We start from the raw sequence: 22,214 nt of genomic DNA on the forward strand, positions 1-22,214 counted from the left end.
GGATGATCAGGCAGGCAGGGATGGCAGTGCAGTCCTGGTGAGGCCCTGGGAAACATCTCGGGACGATTTGGCAAAGCGGTTCGGTAAGACGATCGGGTAGGACGATGTCGGCACCACCATGCGCTCGCTGAAGGTCCGATTCGCCCTGCTGCTCGGGGGCACCGCGCTCCTCGTCGTCCTGGCGGCCATCGGCGTCCTCGCCTCGATCAGCGCCGCCGAGCGCACCATCGACCGGACGCTGGCGGCGCAGGGGCGCCTGGAACTCCTGGTCGAACTCTCCGGCCGCATGACCCAGTACGGGCTCGCCGCCCTGGAGGCGGTGAGCAACCCGGACGCGCAGCCGGAGGGACTCGCGGTGGCGCGCGCCAATGTGGACCGCGCCCTGGTGGCGGTCGACGAAGCCCTGGGGCGCAGCATCGCGGCGAGCGACGATCGCCTCGACCGAACCCAGTATGCCGCCCGCACCCGGCCCCTGGCCCAGCTGCGCGCGGCGCGCGCCGTGCTTGACCGGCAGGTGACGCAGGTGCTGCGCCAGTCCGAGGATGAATCCCGCCGGGCGGCGATCCGGGGTGCCCTCAACGGCTTCGGGGCCATGACGGGCCAGCCCCTCTCTTTCCTTATCGAGGTCGAGCGCCGCTCGATGATCGCCGGCTCCGACGCGGCGCGCGCCCTGTCCGGTACCCTGCGGATCGCCTCCCTCGCCGCCGTGGCGGGGGCCCTCGCCCTCGTGCTGCTGCTCTACCGGGCGGTGACCCGGCCGGTGTTGGCCCGGATCGAGGCGGTGCGCCGCGCCGCCAGCGCGGTCGGGCGCGGCGAACTCGACACCCGCCTGTCGGTGGCGACCCGGGACGAGCTCGGCCTGCTGGTGGCGAACTTCAACCGCATGGCCGCCCGTCTGGCCCGGCGCGAGGGCCGGCTCGCGGCGGACCGGGCCTCGCTCGAGGACACCGTTGCGGCCCGTACGCTCGACCTGCGCGCGGCCAATGCCCGCCTGGAGGCGGTGGACCGTTCGCGCCGGCGCTTCTTCGCCGATGTCAGCCATGAGCTGCGCACGCCCCTCACGGTGATCCTGGGCGAGTGCGACATCGCCGCCCGCTCGGCCGGGCGTCAGGTCGATTTCGGTCCGGTCTTCGCCACCATCCGCAAGCGGGCCCTGCGTCTGCAGCGCCGCGTCGAGGATCTGCTGCGGGTCGCCCGCTCGGAATCCGGCCAGATCGAACTGGACCGGCGCCCGGTCGCCGTCGCGGCGATCCTGTCCGACGCCGTCGACGGCATGGCGTCGGAGGCCGCGCGCCGGCGCGTGGCGCTGAGCCTGGCCCCCTCCGGCCACGACCCCAGGCTGCTCGCCGACCGGGAGTGGCTGCGCCAGGTGATCGAGAGCCTGATCGACAACGCCCTGCGCCACGCCACCGGGCTCACGCGCGTGACCGTGGCGTTGGCGGCGGTTGAGGGATTGCGCGGCGTGGTGACGATCACGGATGACGGGCCGGGCTTCCCCGATCTCGGCGATGGGCTGTTCGAGCGCTTCCGCCGCGAGAGCCCGTCGGGCGAAACGGGGTTCGGCATCGGTCTGGCCCTGGCGCGCTGGGTGGTGGAGCGCCATGATGGGTCGATCCACCTGCGTAGCGGACCCGACGGCCGGGGCGCTCAGGTCGCCCTCGAATTGCCGGTCATGGACTCCGCCGTGACCGAATCCGATCCCGGGACGCAGCATCAGGACGGCCCGGATCGGGTCGGAAAGGAGACCGCGGCATGACGCGCGTATTGATCGTGGAGGATGACAGCGACATCCGCGCCATGCTGGCCCGGGGACTCGAGGCCGAGGGCTTCTCGGTCGGCGTCGCCGGCTGCGTCGACGACGCCCTGGCGGCGGCTCGGGCCGATTCACCTGAAGCCGTGGTGCTCGACATCACCTTGCCGGACGGGTCGGGCCACGATGTCTGCCGCTCGCTGCGCGAAGGCGGCTATCCGGGACCGATTCTCTTCCTCTCGGCGCGCGACGAGGTCCGCGACCGGGCCGAGGGGCTGGCGCTCGGCGCCGACGACTACATCGTGAAGCCCTTCGTCTTCGACGAATTGCTGGCCCGGCTCCAGACCCATCTCCTGCGCCGCAAGGCGTCGGAGGAGCCACGCACCATCGTGACGGCCGGGAAGCTCGTCCTCGATCTCAACATCCGGCAGGTCGGATTCCTGGATGCGACGGCGCGCCTCACCCCCCGCGAGGCGGAACTGCTCGCCCTGCTCATGGACAACGCCAACCATCCGGTGACGCGGGGCGACATCTTCGACAAGCTCTGGGCCGGCCAGGGCGGCCTGTCGCTGAATGTCGTCGATGTCTACGTGGGTTACCTTCGAACGAAGCTCTCCGACTTCGTCCGCCTCGGCGGTCCGGTCATCGTCACCGTCCGGGGACGGGGCTTCATGCTGGACCTGAAAGGTCAGGATTTCCGGCACTGAGCCCGGATTTCCGGCACCGAGGCGGCACCCCGCGTTAACGTCGGCCACGGATTCGCAGGGGTCGATGGGAGAAACCGGCAATTTAGCGCTTGAACTGCCGAGCCAAATTGTCGATATCACTCCGGCGACAGAAACCACTGCGCCGTCAGTGTCTTACGATCTTCTTATGGGATCGGGATGCTGCTGACGTTCAGAAGAAACCTTCAGGAGAAACACCATGACCTGGGCTGCCCCCATCGTTTCCGAGATCTGCGTCGGCATGGAAGTCACCAGCTACGAGTCCGCCGAGATCGACACCTTCAACTGATCTCTCGCAACTGAGATTCGTTGAACCCGAGGGTTCTTGAGGCAGCGTCGGTTTCCCCATGCATGTCCTGATCCTCGGTTCGGCCGCGGGCGGCGGCCTTCCCCAGTGGAATTGCCGCTGCCCGATCTGCGCCCTCGCCCGTGAGGACGCCACCCGCGTCAGGCCGCGGACCCAGTCGAGCATCGCCGTCTCCCCCGATGGGGAACGCTGGCTCCTGGTGAACGCCTCCCCGGATATCCGCCAGCAATTGTTCGACAATCCCGCGATGCATCCGCGCGAAGGCCTGCGCCATTCGCCGATCCACGCGGTTCTGCTGACCAACGGCGACGTCGACCACGTCGCCGGGCTGCTGACGCTGCGCGAGGGGCAGCCCTTCACGCTCTACGGCACCGCCGGCATCCTCGACTCGGTCAATGCCAACCGGGTCTTCGACGTGATGGCGTCGGGCGTGGTCGCGCGCGAACCGATCGCCCTCGACCGCAGTTTCGAGCCGGTGCCCGGCCTGACGGTGACGCTGTTCGCCGTACCCGGCAAGGTGCCGCTCTGGCTCGAGGACGAGACCCTGGAACTCGGCGCCGAGACCGAGACCACCGTGGGGGCGATGATCGAATCGAACGGGCGCCGCCTCGCCTACATCCCCGGCTGTGCCCGCGTCACCGAGGGGCTGAAGGCCCGCATCGGCGGTGTCGAGGCGCTGCTGTTCGACGGAACCGTCCTCCTCGACGACGACATGATCCGGGCCGGTGTCGGCACCAAGACCGGCTGGCGCATGGGTCACGTGCCCATGACCAGCGAGGGCGGCTCCATCGCGGCGCTCGCCGACGTGGCGATCGGGCGCCGGGTCTTCGTTCACATCAACAACACCAATCCGGTGCTGGTGGAAGGCTCAGACGAGCGCCGCCGCATCGAGGCCGCGGGCTGGACCGTGGCCCATGACGGTTTGACGCTCGACCTTTCGTGACGCGTGCGGCTGGCAATTTAGTGCCGGCACCATACATTGTGTCCGATTGAATTGCGTGATCTGAGCCGATCCCTTCACGGCTCGGTCCGCAAGGGATAAGAAAAGTTCCTAAAATCGACCCCGCAGATCCGCGAGCCACGCCATGACCGCGCCCTTTCCGACCCCGAAGACCGACGAGGCGCAGCGCCTGCTCTCGCCTGAGGAATTGGAGGCGGCGCTTCGCGACATCGGCGCGCGCCGCTACCACAACCTGCACCCGTTTCATCGCCTGCTGCACGACGGTAAGCTGAACAAGGATCAGGTCCGGGCCTGGGCGCTCAACCGCTACTATTACCAGGCGATGATCCCGGTGAAGGACGCCGCCGTGCTGGCTCGCATGACCGACGCGTCCCTGCGCCGGGTCTGGCGCCAGCGCATCGTCGATCATGACGGCGATGCGCCCGGCGATGGCGGCATCGAACGTTGGCTGAAGCTCGCCGAGGGCGTCGGCTTCGCACGCGACTACGTGGAATCCACGCAAGGGATCCTGTCGGCGACCCGCTTCTCGGTCGACGCCTACGTGCATTTCGTGAAGGAGCGTTCGCTGCTGGAGGCCATCGCCTCCTCGCTGACCGAGATGTTCTCGCCGACCATCATCTCCGAGCGCGTCGCCGGGATGCTGAAGAACTACGATTTCATCACCAAGGACACGCTGGCCTATTTCGACAAGCGTCTGACCCAGGCGCCGCGGGATGCCGACTTTGCCATCGCGTATGTCAAGGAGCACGCCACCACGCCGGCGTTGCAGCGTCAGGCGATGGACGCCCTGACCTTCAAGTGCAACGTGCTGTGGACTCAGCTCGACGCCCTGTACTTCGCCTACGTCGCCCCCGGCATGATTCCGCCGGATGCCTGGACGCCGGGCGCCGGCCTGGTGCAGGAGCAGGCGATCTCTCAGGCGGCCGGCACCGGCACGATCACGGCCCACGACGTGCCGCGCCTGCCGCGCGGCGTGCGCCTGCGCCATGACGCCGTGCGCGATCAGTACGTCCTGCTGGCGCCCGAGCGAACCTTCGACCTCGACGCCAACGCGGTGGCGGTTCTCGAACTGGTCGACGGCCAGCGCAGCGTGCGCAACATCGCCACCCTGCTCGGCGATAAGTTCACGGCGGACCCCGCCGTGATCGAGGCCGACATCCTCGTGATGCTGAACGATCTGGCCACGAAACGGGTTCTGGAGCGATGAACGCGATCACGCCGAACGTCCCGACTCTGCCCGCACCGGTCGGGCTCCTTGCGGAGCTCACCCATCGCTGCCCCCTGCGCTGTCCCTATTGCTCGAATCCGCTCGAACTCGATCGGCGCTCAGGCGAACTCGACACCGCCACGTGGCAGCGGGTGCTGACGGAAGCGGCGGGCCTCGGCGTGCTCCATGTCCATCTCTCCGGCGGCGAGCCGACGGCCCGCAACGACATCGTCGAGATCACCCAGACCTGCGCCAAGCTCGGGCTCTACTCCAACCTCATCACCTCCGGCGTCGGCGGCGCGCTCGCCAAGCTCGACGCCTTGTATGACGTAGGTCTGGACCACGTGCAGCTCTCGGTTCAGGGCGTCGATGCCGCCAACGCCGAGAAGATCGGCGGCCTCAAGAACGCCCAGCCGCAGAAATTCGCCTTCGCCGAGCGGGTGACCCAGCTCGGCCTGCCCCTGACGCTGAATTCAGTGATCCACCGGGGCAACATTCACGAGGTCGAGGGCTTCATCGACCTCGCGGTCAAGCTCGGGGCCAAGCGCCTGGAGGTCGCCCACACCCAGTATTACGGCTGGGCCTACGCGAACCGCGCCGCCCTGATGCCGAACAAGGCCGAGGTCGATCGCTCGATCCGGATCGTCGAGGCCGCTCGCGAGCGCCTCAAGGGGCAGCTCGTCATCGATCTGGTGGTGCCGGACTACTACGCGAAATACCCCAAGGCCTGCGCCGGCGGCTGGGGCCGCAAGCTCATGAACGTGACGCCGCAGGGTAAGGTGCTGCCGTGCCACGCGGCCGAGACGATCCCGAACCTCGAATTCTGGTACGTGTCCGATCATTCGCTCGGGGATATCTGGGCGCATTCGCCGGCTTTCACGGCCTATCGGGGTACGGACTGGATGCAGGAGCCCTGCCGCTCCTGCGACCGGCGGGAGAAGGATTGGGGCGGCTGCCGCTGCCAGGCCCTGGCACTCGCCGGGGATGCGGCGGCGACCGACCCGGCCTGCTCGCTCTCGCCTCTCCACGCCAAGGTGCGGGACCTCGCCGTCGAAGAGGCGGCCGAGACCCCGCCCGATTACGTCTACCGGACCATCGGCAGTAACGTGCAGCCCAATGTGCGTACGCCGCTGAATGAGGAAGCGCCGCTTTGAAGCCCGTCACACTTGCCGCGTTGCTGATGCTCGCAGGCGCACCCGCCCTCGCCCAGACCGCGCCGGCCACGCCCGCGAGCCCCGAGGTGCCTGCCGTCACCAAGACCAACACCACGACGGCGCCCAATGCCTCGGACCTGCTCTTCGAGCAGCCGCAGATGAAGAATGTCCCGCCCGGAACGAGCCTGACCTACACCTACCTGCGCCGCAGCGGCATCTCGAAGGGGCCGTTCGGACCGCCCCTCGACGATACCATCAAGCTCGGCATCGAGCCGGGCAACGCCGCCGAGAACCGCAACATCCGGGTGCAGATGTTCTCCGGGGCCAACCGTTTCCCGGCCGGCCCGTTCGAGGACATGCCGGGCAACCCGGTGATGACGCTCTTCCTCGAGCATCACCTGATGGATCTCGCCCGCGTGCTGATGGCCAACCCGCGCTACATCAAGAACGCGATCCGCAAGGGCCTGCGCGACAACGCCACCGTGACGCCGACGCAGGTCGACTATAAAGGCCGGAAGGTGGACGCTTGGCGCATCACGACCCAGCCCTTCGTCGGCGACAAGATGAAGGAGCGTATGCGTGGCTTCGAGAACCTGACCTATACCTTCGTCACGTCCGACGCGGTCCCGGGCGAGTTGGTCTCGATCGAAGCCTCGTCCAAGAACGCCGAAGGCGGCGAACTCCTGCAAGAGAACCTGACCTATGATCAGAACGCTGGTTAAGCTCTCCCGCGGCGTGGCCGCCGGGGCCTGCGCCGTCGCGTTCCTGGCCGGACCTTTGGCCGCCGCCGAGCTCGAGAACGACTATCCCACCGAGGCGCGCGCCGATTACATCTTCGGTTGCATGGCCGCCAACGGGCAGTCCCGCGAATCCCTGTCGCGCTGCTCCTGCTCCCTCGATGCCCTCGCGTCGCTGCTGTCCTACGACAAGTACGTCCAGGCCAGCACGGTGCTGTCGCTGCGCCAGGGCATCGGCCAGCGCACCACCCAGTTCAAATCGACGAAGGTGTTCGACGACCAGGTCGCCGACCTGCGCCGGGCCCAGGCCGAGGCCGAGATCCGCTGTTATCGCGGCGGGACCTGACGGACGCACGGTGCCGCCCGCACGGGCTGGAATCTCGGCCCCTGCGGGTCGGCGCGTCGAGAGAACCCGGGATGGTGCCCCAGCGTCTCGGGGTGCCGCCCGTGGTTGCCGACAATGAAGGATCGTCCCGAGAGGCGTACGCTCCAGTAACGGTCGGCGTAACCCGATGTCGGCCCCACGTATGCGCCGCAACGCCCTCAGACGTCCGGGGTCGCGGCAAGAGCCGAAGACCGGAGTGACGGAGCGCCGTGGTCCGCGATCGACTGCCTCCGGCGTTGCTCCGGCCTCGCATTGCGTTCAAAGACAGCGGCATCCCGGTCGATCGTGCGGCGTGCCCGCCCCGGCCGCTCCGACCGTGAGAGTCCCGTGCCCCCAGATCTGCCGGCTTCGCTGACGACGCTCCTGCCCGATCTCGGGCGGCGGGTGCTCGTGATGGGCATCCTCAACGTCACACCCGATTCGTTTTCCGATGGCGGTCGGTTCGCGGACCTCGATCCCGCGCGCGCTCAAGCCGAGGCACTTGTGGCGGAGGGAGCGGCCCTGGTCGATATCGGCGGAGAATCCACCCGCCCCGGCCACGTGCCGGTCTCGGCCGAGGAGGAGCAGGCCCGCATCCTCCCGGTGATCCGCGATCTCGCCCCGCGCCTGCCGGTGCCGATTTCCGTCGATACCTACAAGGCCTCGACGGCGCGCGTGGCGCTGGAGGCCGGCGCCCGCATCGTCAACGACGTCTGGGGCCTGCAACGGGAGCCCGACATCGCCCGGGTCGCGGCCGATCACGGCGCGCCCGTGATGGTGATGCACAACCGCGAGAGCATCGACGCGTCGATCGACATCGTGGCCGACATGCTGCGGTTTTTCGAACGCTCGCTGACGATCGCCCGGGCGGCCGGCATTCCGGACCGCGACATCGTGCTCGATCCCGGCATCGGATTCGGCAAGAGCTGGGAGCAGCATCTCGAAGCCCTTCGGCGCCTGCCCGAGATCGTTGCCCTGGGCTACCCGGTCCTCGTCGGGGTCTCGCGCAAGTCGCTGCTCGGGCGCCTGCACGATGCCGAGACCCGCCCGGTGGACCGGCTGTTCGGCTCCATCGGCAGCCACGTCCTGGCGGCGACGCTCGGGGCACAGATCGTGCGCGTCCACGATGTGCGACCCCATGTCGATGCCCTTCGGGTGGTCGATGCCGTGCTTCGGAGGCCCGCATGAGCGACCGCATCCTCGTCACCCGCATCGCGGTCTTCGCCTATCATGGGCTCCTGGCCGAGGAGGCACGCCTCGGTCAGCGCTTCTACATCTCCCTCGATTGCCGGCTCGATCTCTCTCCCGCCGGCCGGTCCGACGACGTCGCCCGGACCGTGAGCTATGCCGATCTCACCGAGATCGTCACCCGCATCGCCACCGAGCGGCGCTTCGCCCTGATCGAGGCGCTGGCCGAAGCGATTGCCGGAGACATCCTGGGCCAGCACCCGGCCATCACCGAAGTTCGGGTGCGGGTGGACAAGCCGAGCGCTCCCGTGCCGGCGGTGATCGAGGGTGTCGCCATCGAGATCGTCCGAACGCGGGCGGGCGGCCGATGACGGCCGCGGACACGTTGGCGCACGCGGCTTATCTGGGCCTCGGCAGCAATCTTGGCGACAAGGCCGCGACGCTGGCCGACGCGGTGGCGCGACTCGCCGCGACGCCGGGTATCCGTGTGGGCGCGCGCTCCTCGAATTACCGCACGCCGCCCTGGGGCGACACCGATCAGGACTGGTTCCTGAACGCGGCCATCGGCGTCGAGACCACCCTGACGCCCCATGCGCTGCTGGAGGCAGGCTTGGCCATCGAGACGGCCATGGGGCGGGTCCGCGAGCGCCGCTGGGGGCCACGGGTGATCGATATCGACGTCCTGTCCTATGCGGGGGCCGCGATCTCCGACGAGCGCCTGGTGCTGCCGCATCGCTTCGTGCGCGAGCGCGCCTTCGTGCTGGTGCCGCTCGCCGAAATCGCACCGGACCTGCGCATCGGCCCCGAGACCGTGACGGAGGCCCTGGCGAAGCTCGACCCCACCGGAATCGAACGCGTCTAACCTGCGAGACGCCGGGACAGTCCGGAAACCACACAGGCGGCGGATTCTCTCCGCCGCCCGTGTGGTTCGTCAGGTCCGAGGGAGCCGCTTCAGGGCGCCGGGGTCTCGAGGAGCTTGTTGCCCTCTTCCTCCAGCAGCGGCACGTCGTAATCCCGCAGGATCCGCTCGATATCGGTCCGACGCTTGCGCAGGATGGTGTTCAGTGTCCGCTTCCAGTCGTTCTCCTCCAGCCGCACGCCGAGCGCGATGCGGAAGGTGAGCGGCGGGCGGTCGGGTTCCTGCAACAGGGGTACGACGCTCATCGGCACGCCGCTCTGCTTGGCGAGCCAGCCGGCGGCGGGTCCCCACAGGATCGCGGCGTCGATGCGCTTCTCGGCGAGATCGGCGATGACCTCGGCCGAGACCGTCTGGTGCTTGCGCGACGGATCGAGCTGGTAAGGTGCGTAGGCCTTCATCGCATTGATCAGGCCGACTTCGCCCATCCGGTTGACCGGCGGCGTACCGCCGATGACGCCGATCGACTTGCCCTTGAGCTTCGGATCGTCGAGACGCGTCACGTCGTCGAACTCACCCTTGCGGGTGACCAGGGTGTAGGCGGAGCGATAATAGGGATTGGAGTGCTGGACGAGTTCACCGCCGGCGGCCGAGCCGATGATGAGGTCGCACAGGCCGGTGCCGAGGGTGTTGCGGACGAAACCCGGTCCCTGCGTCAGCCAGTAGTAGCGGATCTTGACCTTGAGTTCATCAGCGATGATCGCCGCGATCTTGTTCTCGAAGCCGTCTTCCTTACGCTGCGAAAACGGCATGTTGCCCGGATCGCCACAGACCCGCAGCGTATCGGTCGTCACCAGATCCGGCAGCGATTGCGCCAATGCGGGTCGCGCCCCTGCCGAGAGCAGCAGGAGCGCGAGCGCGACATGTGTCCGGGTGCGTGAGCGGGTCATTAGCCGCCCAGGCACTCCTTCTCGGCCGCCTTGGCGGCATCGGGCTTGTCTTCCTTGTCGGTCGGGCGCACGCGCGGCATGGCGCCGGAGGCACGGGCCTTGAGGTAGACGTAGAGATCGTCAGCGTAGCACATGACGTTCTTGTTATCGCCGAAGGCCGGCATCACGCGCTCCTGGCCAGCCTGCGAGTCACGCTTGCCGCCCGCGAGGATGCCGATGAACTCCTCGTAGTTGATCGTCTTGAGCGAGTCCTTCAAGGCCGGAGCATAGGTCGAACCCATGGCGTCGGGGCCGTGGCAGACGTGGCACTCGGCATGATAGCGGCGGTAGCCCGAGTAGGCGTACCAGTCGAACTTCTTGCCGTCATTGGTGATGTGATAGGTCGGGTGACCCTCGGCGTCCTGATACTTTCCGTCCTCGACCTTCACGGCCGCGAACTTGTCGATCAGCTTCGAGTCCTTCTCGGACGCGTTGGGATCGAGCTGATTGGCGAGGGCCGGATCAGCCTTCTTCGCATCCTGGGCCTGCACGGCGAGCGTCGAGACCGACGCAAGGGCAATCGCTGCCGCGAGAGGACGGATGACGGCTTTGCTAATGGTGTACAACGACGTTTCTCCCAGGAACACCACGTCGGCTCACGAGCCGCGTGTTTCGCGTGTTGTTCTTCCAATTCTAATCATAAAGGTGCCGGCGCGGAAACCCGCGCCGGCACCCTTTGATCTACCGCTACGTGCGACCGATTAGTTCGGCAGCGAGAAGACGGTCAGCTGACCACCGAGGTTGGTGTAGTTCGAGAGGGCAGCGTAGCCACCCACCGCGCCGAGACCGGCGTTCGGGTCGGTCAGGCCGGCCGCGAGGCCGATGCCAGCCCAGCCACCGACACCCGACAGGATGCCAACGAACTGCTTGCCCTTGTGCTGGTAGGTCATCACGTTGCCGATGATGCCCGACGGGGTCTTGAACTTGTACAGTTCCTTACCGGTCTTGGAGTCGACGGCCTTCAGGTAGCCCTCGAGGGTACCGTAGAACACCACGTCACCGGCGGTGGCGAGAGCGCCCGACCACACCGAGAACTGCTCCTGGTTCGACCACTTGATCTTACCAGCGACGCCGTCCCAGGCGATGAAGTTACCCATGCCGCCGTGGCTGTTGGGAGCCGGGTACATGGCCAGCGTCGCGCCGACATAGGGCTGACCCGGGGTGTAGCTCACCCGGAACGGCTCGTAGTCCATGCAGACGTGGTTGGTGGGCACGTAGAACAGGTTGGTCTTGGGCGAGAACGCAGCAGGCTGCTGGTCCTTGGTCCCGAGAGCCGCGGGGCAGATACCCTTGGAGTTGGTATCTTCGCCGTTCTGCTCGGTGGAGTACTTGGCCTGGACGAGCGGACGACCGTAGGTCTTCGAGCCTTTGTCCATGTCGACCTTGGAGGCCCAGTTCACCACCGGATCGAACTTCTCGGCGACCAGGAGCTCGCCGGTGGCGCGATCGAGGGTGTAGCCGAAGCCGTTACGATCGAAGTGCGTCAGAAGCGGACGCTCCTTGCCGTCAACCTTCTGATCCGTGAGGATCATCTCGTTGATGCCGTCATAGTCCCACTCGTCGTGCGGGGTCATCTGGTAGACCCACTTGGCGGCGCCCGTGTCGGGGTTACGCGCCCAGATGGTCATGGACCACTTGTTGTCGCCCGGACGCTGCTTGGGGTTCCAGGTCGAGGGGTTGCCCGAACCGTAGTACATCAGGTCGAGCTTGGGATCGTAGGAGAACCAGCCCCAGGTGCAACCGCCGCCGGTCTTCCACTGATCGCCTTCCCAGGTCTTCAGCGAGGAGTCCTTGCCGACCGGCTTGCCGAGCGACGTGGTCTTCTCGGGGTCCATCAACATCTTGTCGTCGGGACCCTGGGAGTAGCCGCGCCACGCCATCTTGCCCGTCTTGGAATCGTAGGCCGTGACGTGGCAGTTCACGCCGAACTCGCCGCCGGAGATGCCGACGATGATCTTGTCCTTCACCGGGAGAACGGTGGCGGTGTTGGTCTCACCCTTCTTGGGGTCGCCGTTGACGACGGACCAGTTCACCTTGCCGGACTTGGCGTCGAGCGAGACGACGGTGGTGTCGGCCTGGTGCAGAATGATGTTGCCATCGGCGTAGGCGAGGCCACGGTTGACCGTGTCACAGCACATCACCGGGATCACCGACGGGTCCTGCTTCGGCTCGTACTTCCAGACGATCACGCCGTCCTTGTCGAGGTCGAGAGCGTAGACGATGTTCGGGAAGGGGGTGTGAACGTACATCATGTTGCCGACGACGAGCGGTGAGCCCTCGTGGCCGCGCAGCACGCCGGTGGAGAAGGTCCAGGCGACCTGGAGCTGCTTCACGTTGCTGGCGTTGATCTGGTCGAGCTTCGAATAGCGCGTGTTGGCGTAATCGACGGTCTGAAGGACCTGCTCGGCCGGGTTGGCCGTGCGCTTCAGGACGTCTTCGTTGGCGAACGCCGTGGTCGAAGCGACCATGCCGGCGCCGAGTGCGAGAAGATGTACCGCTCTCATGGATTCCTCCGACAGATCTTACAGCTGCGATCCTACGGAAAATCCGCATGATCACGCTGTGATCTGACTGTTTGCGACAGGGATAGGTTCGCTCCGGTAGCGGACGCCAAGTCCTTCGCTTCCCATCCTTGAGAGGATGGTTGCAAGAACCTTACGGTCAGGGGCCGCTATCCCTTTGCGGCGCCCCTCGAAACCGAAGCTTGAATGAACTCTAAGAAAAATTCCGCCGGCGTCAACTCGCTTGCGCGCCCTCTACCTGCGACGCGCACAAGTCCTCGTGAATGATTCCAAGGGAACGACATGGCACAGACCGCGCAACATCATATGGTGCAGTGCAATACAAGCTGGCGCTAAGACAAAGAGTTTTTATCACCTTCCGACATTCTTCATGCGAGGGGTGCATGGGGCTGTCGCGAAAGCTTCTCTGGCATGCTTCCGGCACGCTGACCTTGGCGACGGTACGGTGGCATACCAAGCGTCTGCCAAGATCGGCGAGAGAAGTAGAACAATAATTCAGAAGGCGTGGCCGGTGCGCCGGCCATCCGAGGAACTGAGCCGTTGCCGAATCTGCCCGAGTCGAGAGGTTTCGATGCGCGGTCTCGCCGCATCCGGTCGAGGAGTTCCGCCGGAGGCTTCGCGTCACGGGCGGGCCTTCGTGGGTCCGCCCTGAGAATCAGCCGGCGATGACGGTGGGGAATCGCTTCGCGAGATCCGTTCGGCGGGCCTCGATCCAAGACCGCTCGCGGCTGCCCCGGGCGGTTTCGAGGGGGATGCTGCCCAGCAGCGTCGCGGGCCGGCCGGACACCAGCAGCAGCCGGTCGGCGATCTCGATAGCCTCCGCGACGTTGTGGGTGACCATCAGGACGCCCATCCGGGTGCGATCGACCGCCTCCACCACGAGGGCGCGCAGTGCCGCCGCGGACGTATCGTCGAGGGAGACGAAGGGCTCGTCCAGGATCAGGATGCCGGGCTTCTGCGCCAGCGCCCGCGCCAGAGAGACCCGCCGCGCCATTCCGAGCGACAACGCACCGGGATAGCGACTCCGCCACGGCGTAAGCCCGAGTGAGGCGAACAGCGCGTCGAGATCCTGCCGGCGCGCGGTGCGCGGCAGGGCGAGGCGGACATTCTGTTCCACCGTGCGCCAGGGCAGCAGGCGCGGCTCCTGGAACGCCATGGCGATGCCGGCCTCGTCCGGGTGCGGCGTGACGCTGCCCTCGTAATCGGGGTCGAGGCCGAGGAGGATGCGCAGGGTCGTGGTCTTTCCGGCGCCCGAGGGGCCGATCAGGCAGGTGATCTGGCCGGCGGCGACGGAGAAGGCGAGATCGCGCACCGCCTCCACCGGTTCCGGACCGTTGGCACCGTAGACCTTGCGGGCGATGACGACGCGCAGGGCCGCATCGCCGCGATCGGCCGAACCGCTCCCCTCAGCGCCAGCGTCGGACATAGGCTTCCAGTCGCTGCAGGATGAGGATGTCGATGGCGATCATCACGCTCATGAAGACGAGGCTGTAGCCGAGGATGGCCGCCACGTTCAGGCTCTGAACGAAGTAGTAGTTGATCGCGAAGCCGACCCCGTTCGGGCGCCCCAGAAGTTCGATCACCAGCACGATCTTCCAGGCGAGGGACAGGCCGGAGCGCGCCGCCGCCACCACGAAGGGCTGGAGCTGCGGCACCAGCACGTGGGCGATCCAGGTCCGCCGGTCGAAGCGGTAGGTCCGGGCCATCTCCTCCAATTGCGGATCGAGGCCGCGGGCGCCCTCGCGCAGGATCACGGCGACGTTCGGCAGCTTGTTGAGCACCACCGCGACGATCGCGGCCGCCTCGTTGAGGCCGACCCAGATGTAGGCCAGCACCGTGATCACCAGGGCCGGTGTGTTCAGGAGGATGAGAAGCGGCGTGTCGAGGACGAGGTTGAGGCGGCGGGAGCGGCCGAGCGCGATGCCCAGCAGCACGCCCAGCGTCATCGCCAGGAAGAAGGAGATGCCCACCCGCGAGAGGGTGATGCCGACATTCCACCAGAGGTCGCCGCGCGCCGATTCCCGCGCGATGAAGTCCAGGATCGCGAGGGGGGGCGGCAGCAGCCGCGAGCCGGCAGCGGAGGCCGCGACCTGCCACCCGGCAAGGAGGATCAGCACGGAAACGAGGCGGGTGGCAAAGCCCATGGGTCAGGGCGTCATGGCGCCGGGGCCTCGGAGGGCGCGCGCCGCGCCCGGCGCCTCAGCCATTCCCGCCGCCATCGAAATAGAGGCCCGGCGGAAGGGTCGCGCCCGGCCCAACCAGGCGTTCGCCGCCCAGGCGCGCCATCACGCCGAACAGCTTCTCGCCGTCAGACCGCTCGGTCGCCAGCGGCCGGCGCGGGATGCCGGCGAGGAAGTCGCGCTTCAGGGCCTGGAAGGTGGCCTCGTCGTCCGCCGCCATCAGGGGGCGCACCACATCCCATGCCTTCGGATCGTTGGCGAGCGCCTCCTTGGCGGCCTTGGAGGCACGGGCGAAGCCCTCGACGGTTTCCGGCTTCTCCTTCACGGTCTCGCCGTCCAGGAGGTAGCCGATCAGCGCCATCGAGCCGGTGGCGCCGAAGGCCCGCATGATGTCGTCCGAGCCGATCAGGCGGCGGAAGCCCTTGGGCTCGAGGCGGGCGCAGTAGGTCCAGTACAGCAGCCCGGCATCGAGCTCGCCCTGCTCGAGCTTCAGCGCCAGCAGCGGCGGAGCGCCGAAGGCGAGATCGGCCTGGGTCTCGAGGTCGATCCCGGCGGTGTCCCGGGCCTGCGCCTTCAGCAGCAGCCAGTTCTTGTCGAGGGGGCCGCCGGCGACCCCGAGGCGCTTGCCCTTGAGGTCGGCGAGCGTCCGGATCGGGCTGTCGCCCGGAACCATCAGGGAGCCCTCGGTGGTCGAGTAGGGAAAGAAGCGGATCGACCGGCCTTCGTTGCCGAGGCGCGCCGCCCAGAGCAGGTCGCCCACGATGGTGTCGACCTGACCGCCCAGGAAAGCGATCCGCGCGGCGTCGTTGCCGGCGAGCTTGACCACGTCGAGGGTGAAGCCATTGGCGCTGTCGAGCCCGCGGGCCTTGATCACCGCGGCTTCCCAGGACACCGTCCCGAACGGCAGGCTCCCGACCCGGAACGTCGACGCGGCTGCGCGGGCCGGCCTGGCGAGGCCGAAAGGCAGGGGCCAGAGAGCCGCCGTCGCGAGCAGTGCGCGCCGTGACAGCATGAGGGACTCTCCCTGAATTCTCGGTCGAACGTCCGGTCTGTCCCGAGAGGGCCGGCGCTGGTTGGCGCTCTTCATAGGAGTTCGGGTGGAGAGCGTCCACTGGCCGATCGGGCGGGTGCCGGAGGCCGATGGTCGCCCCCGGGGGCTTTCGGTCGACGCTTCGGACCGAATTCAGTGGGTCCGGACCACCTTGCATGCTTCAGGAGCGCGGCGCAGGCTGCCCTGAAATCTTGCTGGGAGGAACGGAATCATGGCCGGAACACGGGAAGACGTCATCGACGACGCAACGATCACGGCGCGGCTCGCCGAGGAACTGCCGGCCTGGCGCCTCGAAGAGAGCTGGATCAAGCGGACCTACAAGACCGCGGGCTGGAAGAGCACGCTGATGGTGATCAACACGGTGGGGCACCTCGCCGAGGCCGCCTGGCATCACCCGGACATCACCGCCTCCTATGCGTGGGTCGAGGTGCGGCTGACCAACCACGCCGCCAAGGGCGTCACCGAGAAGGATTTCGCCCTCGCAGCCAAGATCGAGGAGGTCGTGGGGTGGCAGCCCGGAACCGAGGGCGGAGCCCTGGAGGGCACCCCGACCGACCCGCGCTTCGCCTACATCAAGCACGACCGGTAGCCGGACCGCGCAGCGGGCGGTTCAGTCCGCCTGCTTCACCCGGCGGCATTCGGTCTTGAGGTAGCTGGTCTTGCCCACCTCGTCCCGCAGGTCGGTGCGGGCGATGATCTCCTGCCAGCCGTTGGTGCAGCCGAGCTCGTTGGAGACGCGGACCTTGCGGACTTCGCTCGCCCGGTCGTCGGTGCAGCCCTCGATCGGGATGCCATTGGCGCAGACGAGGACCACGGCGATGAAGGCGTTCATGGGGGGCTTTCCTGAGGGGGCTCCGACACGGCTCGGATACGGTACGCCCGTGCCAGGCCTCGGGTCTCACCCGATCGTGAGAATGTGATCGGCCGAGAAATCCCGGCCTTCGACCGGGTTGGCGACCCAACGGGTGCGGCCGACCCACAGGTCGTGCCCGGCATGGAAATGCCCCGAGACCCATAGGTCGGGCCGCGCGGCTTCGGGGAGGTCTTCCAGCACGGTGGTGGCGTAGAAGGCCGGAACCCACCACGGGACGCCGGGCACGTGGCGGAACGCATCCGCTGCCCGCGGACTCGCCGGATGGTGCGTGATGCAGACCGTCGGGCCGTCATGGGGCTGCGACAGGGCGGCGATCAGCAGGGCGCGCTCCTCCGCATGGGCCGCCATCGCGTCGGCCGGCGACCAGACCGAGCCGTCGCCGTTGCGGATCGAACCCCGGAACTCGCGTGAGCCGGTCACCGGGTCGGTCATGCGCGCGGCTGCGAACGCGACCGGGTCCGGGGGATGGTCCGGCACCGTCTCGTCGAGCCAGCGACCGGCCAGCGACCAGTCGCTCCACAGGGTGGTTCCGACGAAGCGGACGCCGTCGAGGAGGATGGACGAAGCCCGCTGGAGCAGGTGGATCGCCGCGCCCGCCCGGTTCAGCCGCGCCACCTCGGCCTCCAGGGCCTTGAGGAGGTCCGGCGCGGTGCGCCCGTCCCCGGTCGGCGCATAATGCTCGTGGTTGCCCGGGACCAGGACGATCGGACGGCCCTGCGCCAGGGCCAGCAGCGCCGCGAGCCCCGATTCGGGCCGTCCCTCGTGCAGGTCGCCGGGGCAGACCAGGACGTCGAAGGGCGCACCCGGGCGCGGGATGACCTCGAGGCGACGGCGTTCCAGGTGCAGGTCGGAGATCGGGAACAGGCGCATGACGGCGCGGAACCTCTCAGGGAAGCGATGAACCGGATTCGGTTTCGGGCGCGGGCTCGGACACAGCCTTGGCCGCCCGCCATTCCGCCCGCGCCGCCTTCAGGATGTCGCTGGCCGAATCGGCATTGAGGATGGCGATGCCGGCAGCCGCGATCAGGTCCGGCCAGGCTGACAGGGTCAGGGCGGTGGCGAGACCGGCGGCGATGATGGCGAGGTTGGCGAAGGCGTCGTTGCGGGCCGAGAGGTAGGCCGCCCGGGTCAGGCTGCCGCCGCCCGAGCGGTGGCGGCTCAGCATCATCGCGCAGGTGAGGTTCACCGCCAGCGCGCCGAGGCCGGTGAGCGTGAGCGGCACCGGGGCGGGTGGCGCCATCGTGGCGAACTTCGCCCAGGCCGCATAGGCCGTGGCAAGCGCGGGCAGCAGCAGGATGCCGGCCAGCACCGCCCCGAGGCGGGCCCGGTTGCGCACGCTCCAGCCGATCCCGGCGAAGATCAGCAGGTTGATTGCCGCATCCTCCAGGAAGTCGAGGCTGTCGGCGATCAGCGCCAGCGAACCGATCGCCAGCGCGACGCTGATCTCGACGGCGAAATACCCGAGATTCAATCCCGCGACGCGGGCGACGACCGGGCGCAGGGTGGCGGAGGGGGTGGCGGGCACGGAACGCTGCTCGACTGGAGGTGGCGGAGGGGTGATCGCGCGGGCGCAAGGCTCGCGGTTGGTCGGGACCTCCGCCCGGTGACGCCCTCCTTGACGCGAGAGGCGTCCCCCTGTCGAGACCTCGTGCGAAGCGTTGCTTGTCGACCCTCGGCTTTTCGCGAGGCTGATACTGGATTTGGCCCGCCGCCTGTGCGAGGCGAAAAGCCAAGCCGTCCGACAGCGACGCTGCAAGACACTCACGCCGCACGCGATCGTCGTGCCACCAATCGCGATCAGGGAAAAACGCCGATGATGCCCGAACTGCGCGTCCTGTACTTCGAGGACCTCGAACTCGGTTTGTCCGAGACGCTGAACAAGGTCATCGCCTCCTCCGACGTGGTGGGTTTCGCCGAGATCACCGGCGACCGCAACCCGATCCACCTCTCCGAACACTTCGCGGCCCGCACGCCCTTCGGCACCCGCATCGCCCACGGCCTCTACACCGCAGGCCTGATCTCGGCGGTGCTCGGCACCCGCCTGCCGGGCCCCGGCGCCATCTACATCAGCCAGACCCTGAACTTTCGGGCACCGGTTCGCATCGGCGATACGGTCCAGGTCACCGTCGAGGTGGCCGAACTGGTGCCGGAGCGCCGCCGGGCGCGCCTGAAATGCACCTGCTCGGTGGCCGGCGAGGTCGTCCTCGACGGCGAGGCCCTGGTGAAGGTGCCGACCAAGGCCGAGGCCGATCCGCTCGCGGTGCGCATGGGCGGACGTCCGGCGGGCGCCTGACACCCCCTTGAGCGCCGCCCCCAAGCCGGTCGCCATCGACGATCCCGCCGATCCGCGCCTCGCGCCCTATACGGCGATGCGCGAGCGCGACCTCGTCGGGCGCGCCGGCCGCTTCATCGTCGAGGGCGAGGTAACCCTGCGGGTCATGCTCTCGGGGAGGGCGCGCTTCGGGCTCGAATCGGTCCTGCTCGCGCCGGAGCGGCTCGACGGCCTCGAAGAAGTCCTGCGTCGCCTGCCCGAGGGGGTGCCGCTCTACACGGCGACGAAGCCGGTGATGAGCGCGATCACCGGCTTTCCCATCCATCGGGGCGTGCTCGCGGTCGGCCTGCGCGGACCCGAGGTCGAGCCGGATTTGCCGCCCGCGCCCGCATCCGTCCTGGTGATCGGCCTCGTCGGCCTGACCAACCACGACAATGTCGGCGGCCTGTTGCGCAACGCGGCCGCCTTCGGCGCCGACGCGGTCCTGCTCGATGCGGCCACCTGCGATCCGCTCTACCGCAAGGCGATCCGGGTCTCGGCCGGCGCAGCCCTGACGGTGCCGTTCCGCCGCCTGGACGATGCCGACGCGCTCCTAACCTACGCGGATCGTCACGGGCTGACCCCGCTCGCCCTCAGCCCGGGCGGTGGCGAAATCCTGTCCGGTCTGGCCCGCCCGAACCGCACCCTGCTGATCCTCGGCACCGAGGGGCCAGGTCTTCCGCCGGCTCTGATGGCGCGCCTGCGCACCGTGCGCATCCCCATGGCGGCCGATTTCGACTCGCTCAACGTCGCCACGGCGGGCGCCATCGCGCTCCACCACCTGACAACCTCGCGCTGAGCGCCGAACGAATACGGCGCCGACACCACGATGACGCGCGATCAGGATGACGCGGGACCACGATTACGCGCGACCAAGATTGCGCGCGACATTGCGCCCCCATTGCCGCACGCGCTGCTACGGTCAAGATTACGCGCACGGCTTTCGAGCCCTGGACGGACCATCGTTCCGCGCCACATGGCAGGGGTGAGGGCGCAGACGAAGGAGTAGGTAGCGTTGTTGCAGTCACGGGATGGCTTGCGGACCTTGTCCGGACGCCGCGTCATCATCGTCGGCGCCGGTCCCGGCGGCCTCGCCACCGCCCTCCTCCTGGCCCGAGCGGGCGTTCACGTCACGCTGCTGGAGAAGGATCCGGCGGTGGGCGGCCGCACCAAGACCATCGAGGCTCCGGGCGGCTTCCGCTTCGATATCGGGCCGACCTTCTTCCTCTATCCCCAGATTCTCGCCGACATCTTCGAGACCTGCGGCGAGCGCCTCGAGGACCACGTCAAGCTCGAGCGGCTCGATCCGCAATACCATCTCGTGTTCGAGGCCGGCGGCGAGATCCGCGCCACCAACGACATGGACCGGCTCGAGGCCGAGGTGGCGCGCATCGCGCCGGACGACGCCAAGAACGTGCGCAAGTTCTTCGCCGACAACCGGGTCAAGCTGAAGTTCTTCAAGCCGGTGCTGGAGCAGGCCTTCCACACCCTGCGGGCCATGGCGTCCCCGGCGATGATCGCCGCCCTGCCCCATCTCCATCCGGGCCGCAGCGTCGACAAGGACCTGCAGCGCTACTTCAAGGACCCGCGCGTCCGCCTCGCCTTCGCGTTCCAGACCAAATACCTCGGCATGTCGCCGTTCCGATGCCCGAGCCTGTTCACCATCCTGTCGTTCCTCGAATACGAGCATGGTGTCTACCATCCGGTCGGCGGCTGCGGCGCGGTCTCCGAGGCCATGGCGGGGCTCGCCCGGCGCATGGGCGTCGATATCCGGCTCGGGGCCGGCGTTGATCGGGTGCTGTTCGAAGGCAAGCGCGCCAGCGGGGTCGTCTGCAACGGCGAGACGATCCATGCCGACGCGGTGGTCATCAACGGCGACTTCGCCAAGGTCATCCAGGATCTGGTGCCGCAGGAGCATCGCCCGCGCTGGCGCGATGCCAAGATCGCCAAGGCGCGCCTCTCCTGCTCGACCTTCATGCTGTATCTCGGCCTCGACGGGCCGATGCCGGAGGCGCTCGGCCATCACACCATCCTGCTGTCGGAGGATTACGCCCGCAACATCCGGGAGATCACCGACGGCATCCTGCCGATGCAGCCCTCCCTCTACGTGCAGCATGCGGGCTTCACCGACGGCGGCATGGCGCCTCCCGGTCAGACCAGCCTCTACGTTCTGGTTCCGGTTCCGAACCTCAAGGCGGGCATCGACTGGCGCGGGCTGCGGGAGACCTATCGCCAACTCGTCCTCGACCGCCTGAAACTGCTCGGGCTCGGCGATATCGAATCACGCATCCGCTACGAGCGCATCGTCGATCCGACCGAGTGGCGCGACGACTTCTTCGTGCACGAGGGCGCCACCTTCAATCTCGCGCACGACCTGATGCAGATGCTTTACTTCCGGCCGCACAATCGCTTCGGGCCGGGGCTCTATCTCGTCGGCGGCGGCACCCATCCGGGCTCCGGCCTGCCGGTGATCTACGAGGGCGCGCGCATCACCGCCCGCCTCCTCATCGAGGAACTCTCCGCGGGGCGCGTCGGCGCGACGAGCGCGGGCATCCCCACCACCGCCCCGCTCGCCGCCTCGGGCGACGCCTCTTGAGGCGCTCGGCCCGGCTCCTGTCGCAGGCCTTGGCGGGCGTCTGCGCTCTTTGTCTCGGTGCGGGTGCAGCGCCGGCCGCCACCGTGGCGGTGGAGGTCGAAGGCATAGAACCCGCCGGCCTGCTCTCGGTCGCCCTGTGCCAGGACGGCCTGACCGAGGCCGATTGCCAGACGGGACAGCAGGCCCCACCCCAGGCCGCGGCGCAGCGCTTCGTGTTCGCGAATGTGGCGCCCGGGGTCTACGCGGCTGTCGCCTATCAGGACAGCAACGGCAACGGCCGCCTCGATCGCACCGGCCTCGGCCTGCCGCTCGAGCCCTACGGGTTCTCCGGCGAGACCGCCCGCTCCGCACGCCCGGACTTCGCGCGCGCGCGCTTCTCCGTGCGCGAGCCCGGCGCGACCGTCCGGGTCCGCCTGTCGCGCGCCCTGCCCCGCCGCTGAGA

Annotated in this window: 25 protein-coding genes; 16 read left to right on the forward strand and 9 right to left on the reverse strand. The window is 68.1% G+C overall.

Translation table 11 applies throughout. From position 1 onward, the window contains the following. The first annotated feature begins 118 nt into the window (after positions 1-118). The 11 genes from ACV7NL_RS17840 to folK all read left to right on the forward strand — a co-directional run bounded on the left by ACV7NL_RS17840 (position 119) and on the right by folK (position 9,255). Positions 119-1,756 (forward strand): sensor histidine kinase, encoded by a 1,638-nt coding sequence (locus ACV7NL_RS17840; RefSeq protein WP_463356382.1) that lies wholly within the window; start codon positions 119-121, stop codon positions 1,754-1,756. Next, positions 1,753-2,457, forward strand: coding sequence for a response regulator transcription factor (locus ACV7NL_RS17845; RefSeq protein WP_056183761.1), 705 nt, complete (start codon positions 1,753-1,755; stop codon positions 2,455-2,457). Before ACV7NL_RS17840 ends, ACV7NL_RS17845 begins: the two co-directional genes overlap by 4 nt. A gap of 217 nt (positions 2,458-2,674) precedes the next feature. Continuing rightward, on the forward strand, positions 2,675-2,764 hold the full coding sequence (pqqA, locus tag ACV7NL_RS17850; protein ID WP_055889187.1) for a pyrroloquinoline quinone precursor peptide PqqA: 90 nt from the start codon (positions 2,675-2,677) through the stop codon (positions 2,762-2,764). 58 nt (positions 2,765-2,822) lie between these two features. Continuing rightward, the gene (gene pqqB / locus ACV7NL_RS17855) at positions 2,823-3,725 is read left to right on the forward strand and encodes a pyrroloquinoline quinone biosynthesis protein PqqB (protein WP_463356383.1); all 903 of its coding nucleotides are present in this window, start codon (positions 2,823-2,825) and stop codon (positions 3,723-3,725) included. 142 nt (positions 3,726-3,867) lie between these two features. Then, complete coding sequence (gene pqqC, locus ACV7NL_RS17860; protein WP_463356384.1) at positions 3,868-4,950, forward strand: pyrroloquinoline-quinone synthase PqqC; 1,083 nt, start codon at positions 3,868-3,870, stop codon at positions 4,948-4,950. After that, positions 4,947-6,104 carry a pyrroloquinoline quinone biosynthesis protein PqqE gene (gene pqqE / locus ACV7NL_RS17865; RefSeq protein WP_463356385.1) on the forward strand — a complete coding sequence of 386 codons (1,158 nt, stop codon included), beginning with the start codon at positions 4,947-4,949 and terminating at the stop codon, positions 6,102-6,104. Before pqqC ends, pqqE begins: the two co-directional genes overlap by 4 nt. After that, entirely contained in the window at positions 6,101-6,826 is a 726-nt protein-coding gene (locus ACV7NL_RS17870) for a hypothetical protein (protein ID WP_056482580.1), read from the forward strand. The genes pqqE and ACV7NL_RS17870 overlap by 4 nt, the downstream gene beginning before the upstream one ends. Next, on the forward strand, positions 6,807-7,187 hold the full coding sequence (locus ACV7NL_RS17875; RefSeq protein WP_056183771.1) for a hypothetical protein: 381 nt from the start codon (positions 6,807-6,809) through the stop codon (positions 7,185-7,187). Before ACV7NL_RS17870 ends, ACV7NL_RS17875 begins: the two co-directional genes overlap by 20 nt. 432 nt (positions 7,188-7,619) lie before the next feature. Next, a complete protein-coding gene (gene folP / locus ACV7NL_RS17880) occupies positions 7,620-8,393 on the forward strand; it encodes a dihydropteroate synthase (protein ID WP_156634000.1) in 774 nt (257 codons plus the stop codon). After that, the gene (folB, locus tag ACV7NL_RS17885; RefSeq protein WP_463356386.1) at positions 8,390-8,764 is read left to right on the forward strand and encodes a dihydroneopterin aldolase; all 375 of its coding nucleotides are present in this window, start codon (positions 8,390-8,392) and stop codon (positions 8,762-8,764) included. Before folP ends, folB begins: the two co-directional genes overlap by 4 nt. Continuing rightward, positions 8,761-9,255 carry a 2-amino-4-hydroxy-6-hydroxymethyldihydropteridine diphosphokinase gene (gene folK, locus ACV7NL_RS17890; RefSeq protein ID WP_463356387.1) on the forward strand — a complete coding sequence of 165 codons (495 nt, stop codon included), beginning with the start codon at positions 8,761-8,763 and terminating at the stop codon, positions 9,253-9,255. The genes folB and folK overlap by 4 nt, the downstream gene beginning before the upstream one ends. Before the next feature lie 89 nt (positions 9,256-9,344). Here folK and xoxJ read toward each other — a convergent pair whose 3' ends face one another. The 6 genes from xoxJ to ACV7NL_RS17920 form a co-directional block, all read right to left on the reverse strand. Continuing rightward, positions 9,345-10,199, reverse strand: coding sequence for a rare earth element methanol dehydrogenase accessory protein XoxJ (gene xoxJ, locus ACV7NL_RS17895; RefSeq protein ID WP_463356388.1), 855 nt, complete (start codon positions 10,197-10,199; stop codon positions 9,345-9,347). Continuing rightward, positions 10,199-10,804: a c-type cytochrome, methanol metabolism-related gene (locus ACV7NL_RS17900; RefSeq protein WP_082503815.1), complete on the reverse strand. Its 606-nt coding sequence runs from the start codon at positions 10,802-10,804 to the stop codon at positions 10,199-10,201. Before ACV7NL_RS17900 ends, xoxJ begins: the two co-directional genes overlap by 1 nt. Positions 10,805-10,939: 135 nt before the next feature. Continuing rightward, positions 10,940-12,742, reverse strand: a complete 1,803-nt coding sequence (gene xoxF1 / locus ACV7NL_RS17905) for a lanthanide-dependent methanol dehydrogenase XoxF1 (RefSeq protein ID WP_056482568.1) — start codon at positions 12,740-12,742, stop codon at positions 10,940-10,942. 673 nt (positions 12,743-13,415) lie between these two features. Then, complete coding sequence (locus ACV7NL_RS17910; protein ID WP_463356389.1) at positions 13,416-14,186, reverse strand: ABC transporter ATP-binding protein; 771 nt, start codon at positions 14,184-14,186, stop codon at positions 13,416-13,418. Next, on the reverse strand, positions 14,167-14,904 hold the full coding sequence (locus ACV7NL_RS17915; protein WP_056183787.1) for an ABC transporter permease: 738 nt from the start codon (positions 14,902-14,904) through the stop codon (positions 14,167-14,169). Before ACV7NL_RS17915 ends, ACV7NL_RS17910 begins: the two co-directional genes overlap by 20 nt. Before the next feature lie 55 nt (positions 14,905-14,959). After that, positions 14,960-15,952 carry an ABC transporter substrate-binding protein gene (locus ACV7NL_RS17920; RefSeq protein WP_247635651.1) on the reverse strand — a complete coding sequence of 331 codons (993 nt, stop codon included), beginning with the start codon at positions 15,950-15,952 and terminating at the stop codon, positions 14,960-14,962. Between the two features lie 250 nt (positions 15,953-16,202). Here ACV7NL_RS17920 and ACV7NL_RS17925 point away from each other — a divergent pair, with 250 nt between their 5' ends. Beyond that, positions 16,203-16,580: a 4a-hydroxytetrahydrobiopterin dehydratase gene (locus ACV7NL_RS17925; protein ID WP_463356390.1), complete on the forward strand. Its 378-nt coding sequence runs from the start codon at positions 16,203-16,205 to the stop codon at positions 16,578-16,580. A 21-nt stretch (positions 16,581-16,601) separates the two neighbouring features. Here the strand turns inward: ACV7NL_RS17925 and ACV7NL_RS17930 are convergent, their stop codons facing one another. The 3 genes from ACV7NL_RS17930 to ACV7NL_RS17940 all read right to left on the reverse strand — a co-directional run bounded on the left by ACV7NL_RS17930 (position 16,602) and on the right by ACV7NL_RS17940 (position 18,390). Further along, positions 16,602-16,823: a hypothetical protein gene (locus ACV7NL_RS17930; protein ID WP_056183792.1), complete on the reverse strand. Its 222-nt coding sequence runs from the start codon at positions 16,821-16,823 to the stop codon at positions 16,602-16,604. Between the two features lie 66 nt (positions 16,824-16,889). Then, on the reverse strand, positions 16,890-17,735 hold the full coding sequence (locus ACV7NL_RS17935) for a metallophosphoesterase (RefSeq protein ID WP_056183795.1): 846 nt from the start codon (positions 17,733-17,735) through the stop codon (positions 16,890-16,892). Between the two features lie 16 nt (positions 17,736-17,751). Continuing rightward, positions 17,752-18,390: a cation efflux transmembrane domain-containing protein gene (locus ACV7NL_RS17940; RefSeq protein WP_056183797.1), complete on the reverse strand. Its 639-nt coding sequence runs from the start codon at positions 18,388-18,390 to the stop codon at positions 17,752-17,754. Positions 18,391-18,678: 288 nt separating this feature from the next. Between ACV7NL_RS17940 and croR the strand changes: the two genes are divergently transcribed. From croR to ACV7NL_RS17960, 4 genes are all read left to right on the forward strand, one after another. Then, positions 18,679-19,158: a 3-hydroxybutyryl-CoA dehydratase gene (gene croR, locus ACV7NL_RS17945; RefSeq protein WP_056183799.1), complete on the forward strand. Its 480-nt coding sequence runs from the start codon at positions 18,679-18,681 to the stop codon at positions 19,156-19,158. Positions 19,159-19,234: 76 nt separating this feature from the next. Next, a complete protein-coding gene (locus ACV7NL_RS17950) occupies positions 19,235-19,975 on the forward strand; it encodes a TrmH family RNA methyltransferase (RefSeq protein WP_463357161.1) in 741 nt (246 codons plus the stop codon). 216 nt (positions 19,976-20,191) lie between these two features. Further along, entirely contained in the window at positions 20,192-21,772 is a 1,581-nt protein-coding gene (gene crtI / locus ACV7NL_RS17955; RefSeq protein ID WP_056183801.1) for a phytoene desaturase family protein, read from the forward strand. Continuing rightward, positions 21,769-22,212: a DUF2141 domain-containing protein gene (locus tag ACV7NL_RS17960; RefSeq protein WP_463356391.1), complete on the forward strand. Its 444-nt coding sequence runs from the start codon at positions 21,769-21,771 to the stop codon at positions 22,210-22,212. The genes crtI and ACV7NL_RS17960 overlap by 4 nt, the downstream gene beginning before the upstream one ends. Positions 22,213-22,214 lie beyond the last annotated feature (2 nt).

This window comes from Methylobacterium sp. Ger2507, from assembly GCF_055231875.1.

Coding starts and splice junctions, on each gene's coding strand:
- ACV7NL_RS17925 (WP_463356390.1), top strand. CDS start 16,203: ATGGCCGGAACACGGGAAGACGTCATCGACGACGCAACGATCACGGCG.
- pqqA (WP_055889187.1), top strand. CDS start 2,675: ATGACCTGGGCTGCCCCCATCGTTTCCGAGATCTGCGTCGGCATGGAA.
- ACV7NL_RS17935 (WP_056183795.1), bottom strand. CDS start 17,735: ATGCGCCTGTTCCCGATCTCCGACCTGCACCTGGAACGCCGTCGCCTC.
- folK (WP_463356387.1), top strand. CDS start 8,761: ATGACGGCCGCGGACACGTTGGCGCACGCGGCTTATCTGGGCCTCGGC.
- folB (WP_463356386.1), top strand. CDS start 8,390: ATGAGCGACCGCATCCTCGTCACCCGCATCGCGGTCTTCGCCTATCAT.
- ACV7NL_RS17950 (WP_463357161.1), top strand. CDS start 19,235: ATGCGCGAGCGCGACCTCGTCGGGCGCGCCGGCCGCTTCATCGTCGAG.
- ACV7NL_RS17920 (WP_247635651.1), bottom strand. CDS start 15,952: ATGCTGTCACGGCGCGCACTGCTCGCGACGGCGGCTCTCTGGCCCCTG.
- pqqC (WP_463356384.1), top strand. CDS start 3,868: ATGACCGCGCCCTTTCCGACCCCGAAGACCGACGAGGCGCAGCGCCTG.
- ACV7NL_RS17840 (WP_463356382.1), top strand. CDS start 119: ATGCGCTCGCTGAAGGTCCGATTCGCCCTGCTGCTCGGGGGCACCGCG.
- croR (WP_056183799.1), top strand. CDS start 18,679: ATGATGCCCGAACTGCGCGTCCTGTACTTCGAGGACCTCGAACTCGGT.
- pqqE (WP_463356385.1), top strand. CDS start 4,947: ATGAACGCGATCACGCCGAACGTCCCGACTCTGCCCGCACCGGTCGGG.
- ACV7NL_RS17930 (WP_056183792.1), bottom strand. CDS start 16,823: ATGAACGCCTTCATCGCCGTGGTCCTCGTCTGCGCCAATGGCATCCCG.
- folP (WP_156634000.1), top strand. CDS start 7,620: ATGGGCATCCTCAACGTCACACCCGATTCGTTTTCCGATGGCGGTCGG.
- pqqB (WP_463356383.1), top strand. CDS start 2,823: ATGCATGTCCTGATCCTCGGTTCGGCCGCGGGCGGCGGCCTTCCCCAG.
- ACV7NL_RS17915 (WP_056183787.1), bottom strand. CDS start 14,904: ATGGGCTTTGCCACCCGCCTCGTTTCCGTGCTGATCCTCCTTGCCGGG.
- ACV7NL_RS17910 (WP_463356389.1), bottom strand. CDS start 14,186: ATGTCCGACGCTGGCGCTGAGGGGAGCGGTTCGGCCGATCGCGGCGAT.
- xoxF1 (WP_056482568.1), bottom strand. CDS start 12,742: ATGAGAGCGGTACATCTTCTCGCACTCGGCGCCGGCATGGTCGCTTCG.
- xoxJ (WP_463356388.1), bottom strand. CDS start 10,199: ATGACCCGCTCACGCACCCGGACACATGTCGCGCTCGCGCTCCTGCTG.
- ACV7NL_RS17875 (WP_056183771.1), top strand. CDS start 6,807: ATGATCAGAACGCTGGTTAAGCTCTCCCGCGGCGTGGCCGCCGGGGCC.
- ACV7NL_RS17845 (WP_056183761.1), top strand. CDS start 1,753: ATGACGCGCGTATTGATCGTGGAGGATGACAGCGACATCCGCGCCATG.